Origin of the sequence: Bradyrhizobium sp., assembly GCF_019242285.1 — a bacterium.
Lineage (GTDB): Bacteria > Pseudomonadota > Alphaproteobacteria > Rhizobiales > Xanthobacteraceae > Bradyrhizobium.
The window spans coordinates 1-14509 of record NZ_JAFAVV010000072.1 but is presented as its reverse complement, the minus strand read 5'-3'; the positions used below and the strand labels follow the sequence as shown (position 1 = coordinate 14509).

General features: G+C 65.8%; 12 protein-coding genes and 1 pseudogene. 11 read left to right on the top strand and 2 right to left on the bottom strand.

From position 1 onward, the window contains the following. The 4 genes and pseudogenes from JOY90_RS03110 to JOY90_RS03095 all read left to right on the top strand — a co-directional run. Positions 1-238: pseudogene (locus tag JOY90_RS03110) on the top strand (ABC transporter permease); the annotation flags it as partial. Continuing rightward, a complete protein-coding gene (locus tag JOY90_RS03105) occupies positions 235-1002 on the top strand; it encodes an ABC transporter ATP-binding protein (RefSeq protein WP_291689702.1) in 768 nt (255 codons plus the stop codon). The pseudogene JOY90_RS03110 and the gene JOY90_RS03105, both read left to right, overlap by 4 nt. Before the next feature lie 30 nt (positions 1003-1032). Then, positions 1033-2241, top strand: a complete 1209-nt coding sequence (locus tag JOY90_RS03100) for an agmatinase family protein (RefSeq protein ID WP_291689701.1) — start codon at positions 1033-1035, stop codon at positions 2239-2241. Positions 2242-2262: 21 nt separating this feature from the next. Continuing rightward, complete coding sequence (locus JOY90_RS03095) at positions 2263-2769, top strand: hypothetical protein (RefSeq protein ID WP_367276872.1); 507 nt, start codon at positions 2263-2265, stop codon at positions 2767-2769. Between the two features lie 10 nt (positions 2770-2779). On the opposite strand, the gene JOY90_RS03090 is transcribed toward JOY90_RS03095, so the two are convergent. After that, complete coding sequence (locus JOY90_RS03090; RefSeq protein WP_291689700.1) at positions 2780-3676, bottom strand: helix-turn-helix transcriptional regulator; 897 nt, start codon at positions 3674-3676, stop codon at positions 2780-2782. A gap of 90 nt (positions 3677-3766) precedes the next feature. Here JOY90_RS03090 and JOY90_RS03085 point away from each other — a divergent pair, with 90 nt between their 5' ends. The 5 genes from JOY90_RS03085 to JOY90_RS03065 all read left to right on the top strand — a co-directional run bounded on the left by JOY90_RS03085 (position 3767) and on the right by JOY90_RS03065 (position 11206). Next, the gene (locus JOY90_RS03085) at positions 3767-5302 is read left to right on the top strand and encodes a benzoate-CoA ligase family protein (protein ID WP_291689699.1); all 1536 of its coding nucleotides are present in this window, start codon (positions 3767-3769) and stop codon (positions 5300-5302) included. 218 nt (positions 5303-5520) lie between these two features. Further along, positions 5521-6312, top strand: a complete 792-nt coding sequence (locus tag JOY90_RS03080) for an alpha/beta hydrolase (RefSeq protein WP_291689698.1) — start codon at positions 5521-5523, stop codon at positions 6310-6312. 98 nt (positions 6313-6410) lie between these two features. Next, positions 6411-8099, top strand: a complete 1689-nt coding sequence (gene boxC, locus JOY90_RS03075) for a 2,3-epoxybenzoyl-CoA dihydrolase (RefSeq protein WP_291689697.1) — start codon at positions 6411-6413, stop codon at positions 8097-8099. A 15-nt stretch (positions 8100-8114) separates the two neighbouring features. Continuing rightward, positions 8115-9566 (top strand): benzoyl-CoA 2,3-epoxidase subunit BoxB, encoded by a 1452-nt coding sequence (boxB, locus tag JOY90_RS03070; protein WP_291689696.1) that lies wholly within the window; start codon positions 8115-8117, stop codon positions 9564-9566. Between the two features lie 911 nt (positions 9567-10477). Next, on the top strand, positions 10478-11206 hold the full coding sequence (locus JOY90_RS03065) for a sulfite exporter TauE/SafE family protein (RefSeq protein ID WP_291689695.1): 729 nt from the start codon (positions 10478-10480) through the stop codon (positions 11204-11206). A 41-nt stretch (positions 11207-11247) separates the two neighbouring features. On the opposite strand, the gene JOY90_RS03060 is transcribed toward JOY90_RS03065, so the two are convergent. Beyond that, on the bottom strand, positions 11248-12303 hold the full coding sequence (locus JOY90_RS03060; RefSeq protein WP_291689694.1) for a polysaccharide deacetylase family protein: 1056 nt from the start codon (positions 12301-12303) through the stop codon (positions 11248-11250). 197 nt (positions 12304-12500) lie between these two features. Between JOY90_RS03060 and JOY90_RS03055 the strand changes: the two genes are divergently transcribed. Beyond that, positions 12501-13892 (top strand): OmpA family protein, encoded by a 1392-nt coding sequence (locus tag JOY90_RS03055; RefSeq protein ID WP_291689693.1) that lies wholly within the window; start codon positions 12501-12503, stop codon positions 13890-13892. Between the two features lie 5 nt (positions 13893-13897). Then, complete coding sequence (locus JOY90_RS03050) at positions 13898-14203, top strand: hypothetical protein (protein ID WP_291689692.1); 306 nt, start codon at positions 13898-13900, stop codon at positions 14201-14203. Positions 14204-14509 lie beyond the last annotated feature (306 nt).

Genomic DNA, 14509 nt, shown 5'->3' with positions numbered 1-14509 from the left:
CAAATGCGTGCGGCTGATGATCGGACCGGCCTTCCTGTTCCTGATCTCGGCGGAGGCGATCGCCTCCGACGTCGGGCTTGGCTACCGGATCTTCCTGGTGCGGCGCTATCTGTCGATGGATGTGATCCTGCCCTATGTCGTCTGGATCACGTTGCTGGCCTTTCTGTTCGATCTCGCGCTGTCGTGGACTGGTCGCCGCGCGTTTCCCTGGGCGTTCGCCGAGGAGGGGCGCCGGTGAGCGGGCTGTCGTTCCGCAACGTCTGGGTCGAATACGGCAATCAGATCGTGCTGGAGCGGATCAATCTGGAAATCGCGTCGGGCACGTTCCTCTCCGTGGTCGGTCCGTCCGGCGCCGGCAAGAGCACCTTCCTGCGCCTGATCCTGGGCCAGGAGCGGCCGACGCAAGGCACCGTCCTGCTCGACGGCGAATGGTTTCCAGCCGAGCCCGGACCGGACCGCGGCATCGTGTTCCAGCGCTATTCGGTGTTTCCGCATCTCACCGTGCTCGGCAATGTCCTGTTGGGCTATGAATTCGCCGGGAGCAGGTTCGGCGCGCGGCTATTCGGCGCAGCGCGCCGCGAGGCGGTCGGGAAGAGCCGTGCGCTGATCGAGGCGGTCGGGCTTGCCGAGCATTGCGACAAATATCCGAGCGCGCTGTCGGGCGGCATGCAGCAGCGGCTGGCGATCGCGCAGGCGCTTGCCAAGCAGCCCCGCGTGCTGCTGCTGGACGAGCCGTTCGGCGCGCTCGATCCGGGCACGCGGGCGCAGATGCATGCGCTGATCAAGCCGCTGTGGCGCGAATTGAAGATGACCATCGTGATGGTCACCCATGACATCAAGGAGGCGTTCGGGCTGGCGACGCGGCTGATCGCGCTCGACCGTCCGCGCCGCGATCCGCAGGCGCCGGAACGCTATGGTGCGAGGATCACCTATGACCTCGACCTCTCCCGCGACAGCTCCGTGCCGGTGCTGGGCTTCATCCGGGCGCAGGCCGAAGCCTGAGACATGACAAACCAACCAAGGAGCGCTGCCATGCCCCACGAACCCCGCACGCGCCGCTCGCATCATGCAGGCGTTTTCCCGCAGCCACGGCGCACGCGCCGCCACCATCCCGACTTCGACAAGATGGCGACGCAGGGCTGGCAGTCGCTCGAGGCGGAGGGCCGGCTGCCGAGCGCCGGCTGGCGCAAGGAGCGGCAATGGGCGCTCGACATGGGCCTGCCCGGCGCCGACAGCCTGACCGATCGCGACATCCCGACCTTTGCCCGCGGCGAGCTGCCGCATTTTGCCGGCATCAACACCTTCATGAAGGCGCCCTATGTCGAGAACGTGCGCGACGTCGCCAAATACGACGCGGCGGTGATCGGCATTCCCTTCGATTCCGGCACCACCTACCGGCCCGGCACCCGGTTCGGGCCGCAGGGCATCCGCCGGATTTCTGCGCTCTACACGCCCTATAATTACGAGCTCGGCGTCGACCTGCGCGAGCAGATGACGCTGTGCGACGCCGGCGACGTCTTCACGATTCCGGCCAACCTCGAAAAGAGTTTTGACCAGATCTCGCGCGGCGTCGCGCATGTGTTCTCCTCGGGCGCATTGCCGGTCATGCTCGGCGGCGATCACTCGATCGGCTTTCCCTGTGTGCGCGGCATCGCGCAATGCACCGACCGGAAGATCGGCATCATCCATTTCGACCGGCACATCGACATCCAGGAAAAGGATCTCGACGAGCGCATGCACACCACGCCGTGGTACTGGGCGACCAATCTGCCGAACGTGTCGCCGACCAATCTCGTGCAGCTCGGCATCGGTGGCTGGCAGGTGCCGCGCGAGGGCGTCGAGGTCGCGCGCAAGCGCAACACCAACGTGCTCACGATCGCCGACATCGAGCGGATCGGGCTGGAGAAGGCCGCGGAGATCGCGCTCGAACTGGCCTGGAAGGACGCCGACGCGGTCTACATCTCCTTCGATGTCGACTCGATCGATTGCGGCTTCGTGCCCGGCACCGGCTGGCCGGAGCCGGGAGGATTCCTGCCGCGCGAGGCGCTGAAGATTCTCGGGCTCGTCGCCGCCGAAGGACTCTGCGGCCTCGAAGTCGTCGAGGTATCGCCGCCCTACGACACGTCCGACATCACCGCGCTGATCGGCGTGCGCGTGGTCGTCGAGGCGCTGGGCTCGATGGTCGCGCATGGCAAGCTCGGCAGCCACAAGAAGATCATCAACAAGCCGGTCGCCTATTGAGGGTTGTCATTAGAGGTTGTCATGGATCGCCACGATCATCACCACCACGGCCACGATCATCATCATGCCCATGATCATGACCACCACCATCCGCACGGTCACGCCGTCCCCGGGCCGGGGCATAACCTGTCGCACCCCGCGCGGGCGGCGGCGCAATGGCAGACGCCGCATCGGCCAGAGCCGGCCGGCGGCGCCGTGGCCGTCGAGCCCGATCTCGACAAGGTCGAAAAGGCGTTCGCCGAGGGCTTTCTTGCCGCGGCCGATCCCACGAGCTTCCTGCGGCTGGCGCGGGTGCCGTTCGAGATGGCGGTGAATGGAGCGACCTTGCGGCTGTTGCGGGTCGAGATCGATGCGCTCACCGACGTTGGCAGCCTGACGCCGCATCTCGGCGGCGGCAGCTTCCGCTACGATCCGCTGCCGGCCAATTTCGTCGCGCAGCGCCGCAAGCTTCGCTTCGTCTATTTCGACGGTGCCGGTCTGCGCGCCCTGAGCTACGCCGAGCTCCGCGACGCCGGGCACCGCGGCTGATCGCGCGAGATCAGCCCCGTGCCGCCAGTCGCGTCTCTTCCTGCACCACCGGCCTGACCGCCTCGACCAGCTGCGTCGCGGCAGCATCGACCGTGAGCCCCGCAGTATCGACCACGGCGGCGGCGCGGGCATAGAGTGGCTCGCGGCTTAGGAGGATGTTGCGCAATTCCGCCATTGCGGAACGATCGTCCGCCATCGGCCTGAGGTCGCCCTGCTTGCGCACGCGAGCCATGTGCTCTTCCGGCTCGGCCTTCAGCCAGACGGTGTGGAACGACGACAGGATCTGGTCGAAGGTCAGAGGCTCGGAGACGATGCCGCCGCCGGTTGCCAGCACCATCAATTCCTTTCGCGCCAGCAATTGCTTCAATGCATTCTGCTCCATGCGGCGGAAACCTTCCTGGCCATACAGCGCGATGATCTCGGCGACGGACAGGCCGTTCTGCCGCTCGATCTCCTTGTTCAGCTCGACGAAATTCCAACCGATTCGCGCCGCCAGGATTTTTCCCAATGTCGACTTGCCGGCGCCGCGCAGGCCGATCAGCGCGATGCCGGCGAAGGAGGGCCGGTGCTGGGCCGTGGCGCCATGACCGGCGAGCGCATCCTTGGCCTGCGCGATCTGCGCCGGTGTCGCCTTGCGCAGGAGATCGCGGATCACCTGCCAGTCCGGCGCCGGATCGCCGGCCGGGATCAGGTCCTCCAGATGCGCGCCCATCGCGGTCGAGACGCGTCGCAGCAGCACGATCGAGACATTGCCCTTGCCGCTTTCGAGCTGGGCGATATAGCGCTCGGAAATACCGGAGACCCTGGCGAGCACCTTGCGCGACATCCCGCGCAGCGCGCGCATGGTGCGGACACGTTGGCCGAGCTGTTCGAGAAAGCCGATCTCGGGATCGCTGGTTTCAGTCATATTCCGGCAACATAATGCCGAACGGGATTGACAGCAAGCCAATGCGGTGGCTTGTTATGCATTATAATTCTCAGGCGGGGAAGAAACGTCATGGATGCCTACAACGCGGTGACATGGCTGCTCGACCGTAATGTCGACGAGGGCCGCGGCGACAAGCTGGTCTACACCGACACGGTGTCGGAAATCACCTATCGCGGCCTGCAGCAGCAGACCTGCCGCGTCGCCAATCTGCTGCGACGGCTCGGCGTTCGCCGGGAGGAGCGCGTCGCGATGATCATGCTCGACACGGTGGATTTTCCGGCCGTGTTCCTCGGCGCGATCCGCACCGGCATCGTGCCGGTGCCGCTGAACACGCTGCTCACCACCGAGCAATATGCCTATGTGCTGGCCGATTGTCGCGCGCGGGTGTTGTTCGTCTCGGAAGCGCTCTATCCAGTCGTGAAGGACATTGTCGGCCGGATGCCCGATCTCGACTGCGTCGTCGTCTCCGGCAACAACGCGTTCGGACACAAACTATTGTCGGAAGAGCTCGCGCGTGAGAGCGATGCGTTCTCGACCGTCGCGACCCATGCCGACGAGCCGGCGTTCTGGCTCTATTCGTCGGGCTCGACCGGCATGCCCAAGGGCGTGCGTCATCTGCACGGCAATCTCGCTGCGACCGCCGACACCTATGCAAGACAGGTGCTGGGCATCCGCGAGGACGACGTCTGCCTGTCCGCAGCAAAGCTGTTCTTCGCCTATGGTCTCGGCAATGCCTTGACCTTCCCGATGTCGGTCGGCGCCACCACCGTGCTCAATCCGGAGCGGCCGACGCCGGCCGCCATGTTCGCGCTCCTGAACAGGTACAACCCGACCATCTTCTACGGCGTGCCGACGCTGTTTGCGGCGATGCTCAATGACGAGGCGTCGAAACAGATGCGCTGCGGCAGCCGCCTGCGCATCTGCACCTCGGCCGGCGAGGCGCTGCCGGAAGCCGTCGGCAATGCCTGGAAGGCGCGTTTCAGCGTCGACATCCTCGACGGCGTCGGCTCGACCGAGCTGTTGCACATCTTCCTGTCGAACGCGCCTGACGACATCAAATACGGCTGCGCTGGCCGCGCGGTGCCGGGCTATCAGGTGCGCCTCGTCAACGAAAGCGGCGCCGACGTGCCCGATGGCGAGGTCGGCGAGATGCTGGTGCACGCGCCGTCGGCGGGCGAGGGCTACTGGAACCAGCGCTCCAAGAGCCGCTCGACCTTCGAGGGCTATTGGACGAGGACCGGCGACAAGTACGTCCGCGAGGCCGACGGCCGCTATACCTTCTGCGGCCGTTCCGACGACATGTTCAAGGTGTCGGGCATCTGGGTGTCGCCGTTCGAGGTCGAGAGCGCGCTGATCACCCATCCCGCCGTGCTCGAAGCCGCCGTGGTGCCGGAAGCCGATCCGGAAGGATTGTTGAAACCGAAGGCGTTCGTGGTGCTGCGCGCCGGCGCTGCGACGTCAGGGCTCGACGACGCGCTCAAGGACCATGTGAAGCAGAAGATCGGGGTCTGGAAATATCCGCGCTGGATCGAGGCGGTGGAAAGCCTGCCCAAAACCGCGACCGGCAAGATCCAGCGCTTCAAGCTGCGCGATGGAGCAGCGTAACCCGCCGTCATTCCGGCGCGATGCGAATTGATGATGTTGCTGGTGGATAGGATCGGAGGCGTTGCGGCACGCACAGCTCGTTCCCTCCCCCCTTGCGGGGGAGGGTTAGGGAGGGGGGTGAGCCCCGAGCACTGTGCGTGTGGCTACCCCCCTCTCCAGCTCTCCCCCGCAAGGGGGGAGAGGGCGCATTACGTCGTGCGGCACTCACGGTGCCTCGCATGACCTTCGCACCATCCGGTTTCCTCAGCATCAGCGGTGCCGAGCTCGAATACCGCATGATCGGTCCGCAGCCCGCCGCGGCGCCGACTATCGTCATGCTGCACGAAGGGCTCGGCTGCACTGCGCTGTGGGGGGACTTTCCGGAAAGGCTGCAGGCCGCGACCGGCGCCGGGGTTTTCGTCTATTCGCGTGCCGGCTATGGCGCGTCATCGCCGGTGACGCTGCCGCGCCCGCTCGACTACATGCACCGTGAGGCGCTGGACGTGCTGCCAAGAGTCCTCGAGCGAATCGGTTTCCGCCGCGGGCTCCTGCTCGGCCATTCCGACGGCGCCTCGATCGCGGCGATTTATGCCGGCGGTGTGCAGGATCACCGCATCGGTGCGGTGGCGCTGATTGCGCCGCATTTCGTCACCGAGGAGGTGGGGCTAGCCGCCATCGCCGAAACGAGGCGGGCCTACCAGACGACCAACCTGCGCGAAAAGCTCGCGCGCTGGCACCGCGATGTCGACAACACCTTCCATGGTTGGGCCGGCGCCTGGCTCGATCCTGACTTCCGGCAATGGGACATCTCAGACCACCTCGCCTACATCCGCGTGCCGGTCCTGATCGTGCAGGGCGCCGACGACCAGTACGGGACGATGCGCCAGATCGAGATCGGCCGGGAGGAGTGCTACTGCCCGGTCGAGGTGACGATCCTGCCGGGTGCGGGGCATTCTCCGCACCGTGAAGCGCCGGTGGCGACGCTGAAGGCGATCGCGGAATTTGCAAGCGCCGTTGGCTGCCTCACATGAAACAAAATGCACATTTTCGTGTTTCGGGGTAGACTGGCATCAAAACATGCACTATTGTGCATGTCACGACGATCCACAAACACGTTCAGAGGTGGCCGATGGCCGGTGAAACGCGTGCCCTCGCCAATGGCGCGAAGAACATCGATTTCCAGACCGATCCGGCGCGCTACCGGCACTGGAAGCTCGACGTCGCCGGCGAGGTCGCGACGCTGACCCTGGACGTCGACGAGAATGCCGGCCTGTTCGAGGGCTATGAGCTGAAGCTCAACTCCTACGACCTCGGCGTCGACATCGAGCTGGCGGACGCCGTGCAGCGGCTGCGCTTCGAGCATCCCGGGGTGAAGGCCGTGGTGATCCGGTCGGGCAAGAACCGGGTGTTCTGCGCCGGCGCCAACATCCGCATGCTGGCCGGCGCCAGCCACGCCCACAAGGTCAATTTCTGCAAGTTCACCAACGAGACCCGCAACGGACTGGAGGACTCCAGTGACAATTCCGGGCAGCGCTTCATCTGCGTCGTCAACGGCACGGCCGCGGGCGGCGGCTACGAGCTCGCGCTCGCGGCCGACCACATCATCCTGGCCGACGACGGCGCGGCCGCGGTCGCGCTGCCCGAAGTGCCGCTGCTCGCGGTGCTGCCGGGCACCGGCGGGCTGACGCGGGTGGTCGACAAGCGCAAGGTCCGGCGCGACCGCGCCGACGTGTTCTGCACCATCGAGGAAGGCATCAAGGGCAAGCGTGCCGTGGCATGGCGGCTGGTCGACGAGATTGCGCCGAACTCCGGGCTCGAGGCGAAGGTCGCCGAGCGCGCCAAGGAATTCGCCGCGGGCTCCAAGCGCAATGGTGAGGGCAAGGGCGTCGCGCTGACGCCGCTTGCGCGGAGCTTCGACGACGCCGGCATCCGCTACGGTCTTGTCAATGTCGATATCGACCGCGCCGCGCGCAGCGCCATCCTCTCGATCAAGGCGCCGGAGGGCGCGCCGCCGGCCGGCATCGACGGCATGCTCGCGCAAGGCGCCGGGTTCTGGCCGCTCCAGGTGGCGCGCGAGCTCGACGATGCCATCCTGCATCTCCGGCTCAACGAGCCCGAGCTTGCCCTTCTCGTGTTCAAGTCGCATGGCGAGCCGGCCAACGTCGTGGCCTATGACGAATTGCTCGAGGCCCACAAGGCGCACTGGCTGGTCAACGAGATCAGGCATTACTGGAAGCGCGTCCTGAAGCGCATCGACGTCACCTCGCGCACGCTGGTGACCCTGGTCGAGCCCGGCTCCTGCTTCGCCGGCACATTGGCTGAGCTCGTGTTCGCCGCCGACCGCTCTTACATGCTGATCGGCTCGCGGCAGGGCGACAACCGGCCGTCGCCCAAGCTGCAACTGACCGCGATGAATTTCGGACCCTGTCCGATGAGCCATGGCCTGACCCGGCTCGAGTCGCGCTTCCAGGCCGAGCCGTCCGATCTCGATCGGGCGCGCGAGAAGATCGGCGTGGCCGTCGATGCGGCGGAGGCAGAAGAGCTCGGGCTCGTCACCTTCGCGCTCGACGACATCGACTGGGACGACGAGGTCCGCGTGTTCCTGGAGGAGCGCGCGAGCTTCTCGCCCGACAGCCTCACCGGCATGGAAGCGAACCTGCGCTTCGCAGGCCCCGAGACCATGGAATCGAAAATCTTCGCCCGCCTGACCGCGTGGCAGAACTGGATCTTCCAGCGTCCCAACGCGGTCGGCGAGGAGGGCGCGCTGCGGCGTTACGGCTCAGGCCAGAAGCCGCGGTTCGACATGACGCGCGTATAGCGAGGGAGCACGACGATGAACGTCAACATCATGAACGTCGACTACTCGACCAAGATTCCCAACAACGTGAACCTGTCCGCCGACCGCCAGGTGCTGAAGGCGCTGGAGGGCTGGCATCCCGGCTATCTCGACTGGTGGCACGACATGGGGCCTGAAGGCTTCCAGCAGTCGCTGGTCTATCTGCGCACCGCCTATTCGGTCGATCCGCGCGGCTGGGCCAAGTTCGACTACGTGAGGATGCCCGACTACCGCTGGGGCATTCTGCTTGCACCTCAGGAAGAGAACCGCGTCGTCCCGTTCGGCGAGCATCATGGCGAGCCGGCCTGGCAGGAAGTGCCGGGCGAACACCGCGCCATGCTGCGGCGCTTGATCGTGATCCAGGGCGATACCGAGCCCGCTTCCGTCGAGCAGCAGCGCCATCTCGGCAAGACCGCGCCCTCGCTCTACGACATGCGCAATTTGTTCCAGGTCAATGTCGAGGAGGGCCGCCATCTCTGGGCGATGGTCTATCTGCTGCAGAAATATTTCGGCCGCGACGGCCGTGAGGAGGCGGATGAGCTGTTGCGCCGCCGCTCAGGCGACGCCGATTCCCCGCGCATGCTCGGCGCCTTCAACGAGAAGACGCCTGACTGGCTGTCGTTCTTCATGTTCACCTATTTCACCGACCGCGACGGCAAGATGCAGCTGCACTCGCTGGCGCAGTCCGGCTTCGATCCGTTGTCGCGCACCTGCCGCTTCATGCTGACCGAGGAAGCGCACCACATGTTCGTCGGCGAGACCGGCATCACCCGCGTCGTGCAGCGAACGTGTGACGCGATGCGCGATGCCGGCATCGACGATCCGGCCGATATCGCGAAAGTCCGCGCGCTCGGCGTCATCGATCTTCCGACCATCCAGAAGAAGTTGAACCTGCATTACACGCTGTCGCTCGATCTGTTCGGCTCGGAAGTCTCGACCAACGCGGCCAACGCCTTCAACGCCGGCATCAAGGGTCGTTACCACGAGACCCAGATCGAGGACGATCACCGCCTGCAGCATTCGACCTATCCGGTGCTGAAGCTGGTCGACGGCGAGATCAGGCGGGTCGACGAGCCGGCGCTCACCGCGCTCAACATGCGGCTGCGCGACGACTACTCGCAGGACTGCGTCAAGGGCCTGCTGCGCTGGAACAAGGTGATCTCGACCGCCGGCTACGAATACAGACTGGCACTGCCGCATGTCGCTTTCCACCGCGCGATCGGCGAGTTCAAGGACGTGCACGCCACGCCCGACGGCCTGCTGATCGACCAGGCGACCTGGAACAGGCGCCGCGACGAATGGCTGCCGTCGACCGGCGACGGCGACTTCATCGCCTCGCTGATGCAGCCGGTCACGGAGACCGGCGGCTTCGCGCCCTGGATCTCGGCGCCCAAGGTCGGCATCGACAACAAGCCCGGCGACTTCGAATATGTGAAGATCGAGAGCTGAGGTTGGACGCCAGGGCCTAAGACGTTGAGCGTTGCCACTTGAAGGCGTCATCACCCGCGAAAGCGGGTGATCCAGCATCCCAGCGACGTCAGAATCGATGGGCCGCGGCGCACTGGATGCCCCGGTCAAGGCATGACGGTGAGTGTGGTGTAGTCTCTCCACATCCCGGTTCTGTAGGGCGGACTGAGCGGCCACAAGCACGGGGGCGCGCCAAGCGACGGTAGAAGCGTGCCCACGGTTTCAGAGCAGCGCTGTTGAGGGGTGGTGGGCACGGCGCTTTGCGCCTTGGCCCACCCTACAGATATGGCCAGTTTCGGTAGCTCTGGCCCTCGACGCCACACGTGTGTTGTTATCTCCCCACATCCAGAAAAAACAGCACGAGCCGCGGGCGCTCCCCCGATCGGAGGATGCGAGGCCGCGCCGAGGTGGGCATGGTCGCCGCCGTTGGTGGTGCCTGGACACTCATGCGACGCATGCAAGCGCGTCGACTCGCGGCGTGGTGTGACCTCCGTACCACTGGCGGATCAACTTTCTCGTGATGTGACCGGGCCCACAAACTCGGTCGAACAAGTCGAGGCAATTTCGTGCTCAGTGAATATTATTGGCGGAATTTCAATGATGAGACACGCAGCTTTTCCTGCGAATGCAATTGCCTCCTCTCCTGCGCCGGCGACTTCCGGACAAACCCCGAAGCGAAGGAGCTTCTTCGCGGCCTTGATCGCCGCCCTGCATCACTCGCGCCATCTGCAGGCCCAGCGCACGCTCAGGCAATACCGCCACCTCATTCAACGTCATCGGCCTTCGCTTCCGCCGGAGCAATAGCTGCCGCATGAGCGGCGCCGCCGCGGCCCCAGGGGGCCGCGCTCTCTCTCTCGACAAGTTTCCAGGAATTTGGGTCGGATCGATCGCGCATGGGCGACGTCGCGTCTTTTTTGTTGCTTAGCGTCGCCGTATTCTGTGGCGCCTTCGTCTCCAGCCTCGCGGGCTTCGCCTTCTCGGCGGTCGCCGGGGGCATCCTGCTGCACGTGTTGCCGCCGATCGAGGCGGTGCCCCTGATGATGGCCTGCAGCGTCGGCGTACAGGGCAGCAATCTGTGGGCCTTGCGGCGGAACATCGAATGGAAGCAGAGCCTGACGCTGGTGCTCGGCGGCCTCCTCGGCGTACCGATCGCGGTGTGGCTGTTGCACACTGCCGATACAAAGCTGTTCCGCGAGGGGTTCGGAGCGGTCGTGGCGCTCTATGCGGCCTACATGTTGTTCAAGCCGGGCCTCGTCGACGGCCAGCAGATGAATCGATCGCGCCACGCGCTCGTCGGGTTCGGCGGTGGCCTGATCGGCGGATTGACCGCGATGCCGGGGGCGCTGCCGACCATCTGGTGCGACATGCACGGCGTGCCGAAGAATCAGCAGCGCGGCCTGGTCCAGCCCTTCATCGCGGCGATGCAGATCTTCTCACTGGCGCTGATGCTCTTCCGCAACGACCTGTCGTCCAGGGTCCTGCTCGACCTCGGCATCAGCCTGCCGGCGCTCCTGCTCGGAACGGTGCTCGGCATCCTGACCTTCCGCCGCATCAACGAAAAGCTGTTCCGGCGCATCATCCTGAGCATCCTGCTGGTGTCGGGCGTGCTGCTGTTCGTGTGAGCCGCGCCGCGCGTCGAATGTTGCCTGCGATATGAGCAGCCTCACCCCGCATCGACACGCCGGAATCCGTTCCACATCGCCGTCGCCGCGCCCGAGGTCAGGACCGGCAGCAGGCGCGCGTCCTGGAAGTTGCCGTTGAGCGAGACCCGCGGCAGGGCGGTCAGGTGCTCGGCGGCGTCGGGAAAGATCATGCCGGGCCGCGTCGTCACCGCGGTCTTGTAGCCGGCCGCGCCGGCGAGTGCGAATTCGCGTTTGCCCGCTGCCTTGCTGTCGCCATAGGGGTAGGCGAGGTGGACGACCGGACGTTGCAGCACCTGCTCGATCCGCTCGCGGCCGAGCGAAAGCTCGCGGCTTGCGGCCGCTTCGCTCTGCCCGGCGAGGCTGCAATGGGTGACGGTATGCGCGCCGATCGTGACCAGGGGATCGCGCGTGAACGACGTCAACTCGTCCCATGACAGGCAGAGATCGCCGCAGACCGCCGCTTCGTCGATGCCGTGCTGCGTGCAAAGTGCTGCGACCTCGCGTCGCATGTCATGCTCCGATAGCCCGCGCAGCCATTCGTGCAGCCGGTCGAACGCGGCCTGCTTGGCGGCAGGGGTGCCGGCATCGAGCCGGCTCTCAACCCCGCCGATTGTCACCTCGACCGTGCACGCTGCCGCGACCGCCCGCTCCAGGGCGATCCACCACAACCGCCCGCAGCCGCCGGCAAAATCACTGGTGACATAGACGGTGCAAGGCGCGTCAAATTCACGCAGGACCGGCAGCGCAAAGTCCCGGTTGTCGCGATAGCCGTCGTCGAGCGTGATGCAGGCGAAAGGCCGAGCGAAGTTCCGTTCCACCAGACGCCGATGCATTTCGTCCAGGGTGACGAGATCGATGCCGCGCGAGCGCAGGTGGATCAGCGTCTTGCGCAGGAACTCCGGCGTCACCTCGAGGTGACGGTTGGGCTGGAAATCGTCAGAGCGGGCTGGACGGACCTGGTGCAGCATGAAAATCGCGCCGACGCCTGCGAAGATCGGCCGCATCAGGACATGGGCGCCGCTGAAATAAAGCGCCTCCAAACCTGCCCGTATCACTGCATGGCGGAGTTGCTTCATGGGCGGGATGGTTGTCCGTCAGGATCGTATTCAGCTACCTAGCAAAAAAGCGCTAAAGAAACGGTTAGCCCCCGGAATGAAGCGACGTTCTCGGCCGCGAGGGCGGGAAAGGGCGCATCGCGGCGCGCGTCATTTCCAGTTTGACAGTGCGGCAACGGTTTGTTTTCTCTCCGCTTATCACCCCTTCAGGACGACGAATGCGCGGATTTTTCAGGTGGAGCAGCAAATGGTGGCCGGGCGTCATCCCTCTGGTCGTCTTTTGGGCCTTCGCTGCCTGGAGCAACACCACTGAGCTCGAAGCCGACCTGGCCTCCCGGAGCGCCGCCGCACTCAAGGACGCGGTGCTCGACAAGACGAGAGTCGCGGTCGACGGCCGCGACGTCGAATTGCGTGCGGACGCGTTCTCCGAGCAGGGCCGCCAGGGTGCCGTCGCGGCGGCGGCAGCGGTGCCCGGCGTGCGGCTGGTCGACGATGAGACCCGTCTGGTCCCGGAGGCCAAACCCTTCGTGTGGTCGGCGGAGCGCGACGTGGCCCGGGTCACGCTCGGCGGCAGTGCACCGTTGCCGGCCAGCAAGGCCAAGTTGCTGGAGGCGGCGCGCGGCGCCCTCGGCGGCGTCGAGGTCGCCGATCAGATGAATCTGGCCCGCGGCGCGCCGCCCGGCTTCGAGGAGGCCGCGCTGCTGCTGATCGACCAGATCGGCAAGCTCAAGGACGGCAAGATCACGATCTCCGACAGCGGCGTGATGCTGGAGGGCATGGCGCGCGATCTCGGCGGACGGGAGGCCATCGGCGCGGCACTGAGAAATCTTCCCGAGGGCTTCACCATCGCATCCAATGCCGTCAAGGCGCCACCTTATGTCTTGCAGGCCTACAAGGACCCGGTCGCGGTCACGCTGACGCTGTCGGGCTATGTGCCGGATGACAAGGTTCACGCCGCGGTCGCGACCGCGGCCGGACGCAAGTTCTTCAGCGAGAAGGTCGTCGACAACCTCAAGGCGAGCATCGGCGCGCCATCCGGCTTTGCCGGCGCAGTGGTGCCGGCGCTGGGCGCGCTGTCGCGATTGTCGACCGGCACGCTGGTCGTCTCCGACCGGGAGGTGAAGCTCTCCGGCGACGCCCTCTATGAGCAGGCAGCGGCGCAGATCCGTTCCGCGCCGAAGGATTTTCCGCCGGGCTTCGCCTACAAGGCCGAGATTTCCGTGAAGCCGGCGTCGGCCCCGGTCGATGGCTCCGTCTGCCAGCAATTATTCTCCGACCTGCTCGGCAAGGGGCAGATCCGCTTCGAGACCGGGCGCGCCACCATCGAGCCGGACTCGGCGGGCCTGCTCGATCACCTGATCGAGACCGCGCTCCGCTGCACGACCAGCACCATCGAGATAGCCGGGCATACCGACGCCGAAGGCGACGAGGCCGCCAACATGGCGCTGTCGGAACGGCGCGCCCAGGCGGTAGCCGACTATCTCGCCCGGGCAGGGCTGCCGGCCAGCCGCTTCATCGCGGTCGGCTATGGCAGCACCCAGCCGGTCGCGAGCAACGAGACCGACGAGGGCAAGGCGCAGAACCGCCGCATCGAGTTCGTGGTGAGATGACCCTGATGGCTACTCTCGTGATGTTCAATTGGGGCTGGCTGCTGGCGTCGCTATTGTTGGGGCTGGCGATGGGCTGGATCGCGGTCGTGCACCGCGCCCGGGGCGTGCCGAAACGGCTCGCATGGGCGCTCGCGGTGCTGGCGGCAGTCCTGCTCGGCCTCGCACTCGCCCGGGTCGTTCCGGGCCGCGCGGGTTACTGGCTGGAGCTTTGGCTGACGATGTTTGCGATCTATCTGGTGGGCTGCGCGGTGGGATCATGGCTGCGGGACTGGGTGGTCTGGCGCACACCCCCGGCGAAGCCGGTCCCGTGAAGTCACGAAATCTTCATCGCGTCGGCGCCAGATGGCCCAGGTGCTTCAAACCGGCCCGACAAGAGCCAGCCTGCGGCAAAGAGTGGCTACCGGGCCCGGAAAATCCACCTAATATATTGAAGGCAAATGTGTTTATTGTCAGCGGTTGAATTCCTCTCCGGCCAAGGATGCGCTGCCGCCTGTGGCGTCGAGAGCAGCCAGGGTGGCGGCGATCGGAAGTTCCCGTCGCGGACCACCGACGCTCGCTGCACGAGCTTCGGGTCGAAGGGCGGCGCGAACCGTGGCGGAGGACGGAGCCTTCCTGCT

What these genes read in the sequence shown, in the direction of transcription:
- JOY90_RS03100 (WP_291689701.1), top strand. Translation starts at nt 1,033, where the DNA reads ATGCCCCACGAACCCCGCACGCGCCGCTCGCATCATGCAGGCGTTTTC.
- JOY90_RS03095 (WP_367276872.1), top strand. Translation starts at nt 2,263, where the DNA reads ATGGATCGCCACGATCATCACCACCACGGCCACGATCATCATCATGCC.
- JOY90_RS03090 (WP_291689700.1), bottom strand. Translation starts at nt 3,676, where the DNA reads ATGACTGAAACCAGCGATCCCGAGATCGGCTTTCTCGAACAGCTCGGC.
- JOY90_RS03085 (WP_291689699.1), top strand. Translation starts at nt 3,767, where the DNA reads ATGGATGCCTACAACGCGGTGACATGGCTGCTCGACCGTAATGTCGAC.
- JOY90_RS03080 (WP_291689698.1), top strand. Translation starts at nt 5,521, where the DNA reads ATGACCTTCGCACCATCCGGTTTCCTCAGCATCAGCGGTGCCGAGCTC.
- boxC (WP_291689697.1), top strand. Translation starts at nt 6,411, where the DNA reads ATGGCCGGTGAAACGCGTGCCCTCGCCAATGGCGCGAAGAACATCGAT.
- boxB (WP_291689696.1), top strand. Translation starts at nt 8,115, where the DNA reads ATGAACGTCAACATCATGAACGTCGACTACTCGACCAAGATTCCCAAC.
- JOY90_RS03065 (WP_291689695.1), top strand. Translation starts at nt 10,478, where the DNA reads ATGGGCGACGTCGCGTCTTTTTTGTTGCTTAGCGTCGCCGTATTCTGT.
- JOY90_RS03060 (WP_291689694.1), bottom strand. Translation starts at nt 12,303, where the DNA reads ATGAAGCAACTCCGCCATGCAGTGATACGGGCAGGTTTGGAGGCGCTT.
- JOY90_RS03055 (WP_291689693.1), top strand. Translation starts at nt 12,501, where the DNA reads ATGCGCGGATTTTTCAGGTGGAGCAGCAAATGGTGGCCGGGCGTCATC.
- JOY90_RS03050 (WP_291689692.1), top strand. Translation starts at nt 13,898, where the DNA reads ATGGCTACTCTCGTGATGTTCAATTGGGGCTGGCTGCTGGCGTCGCTA.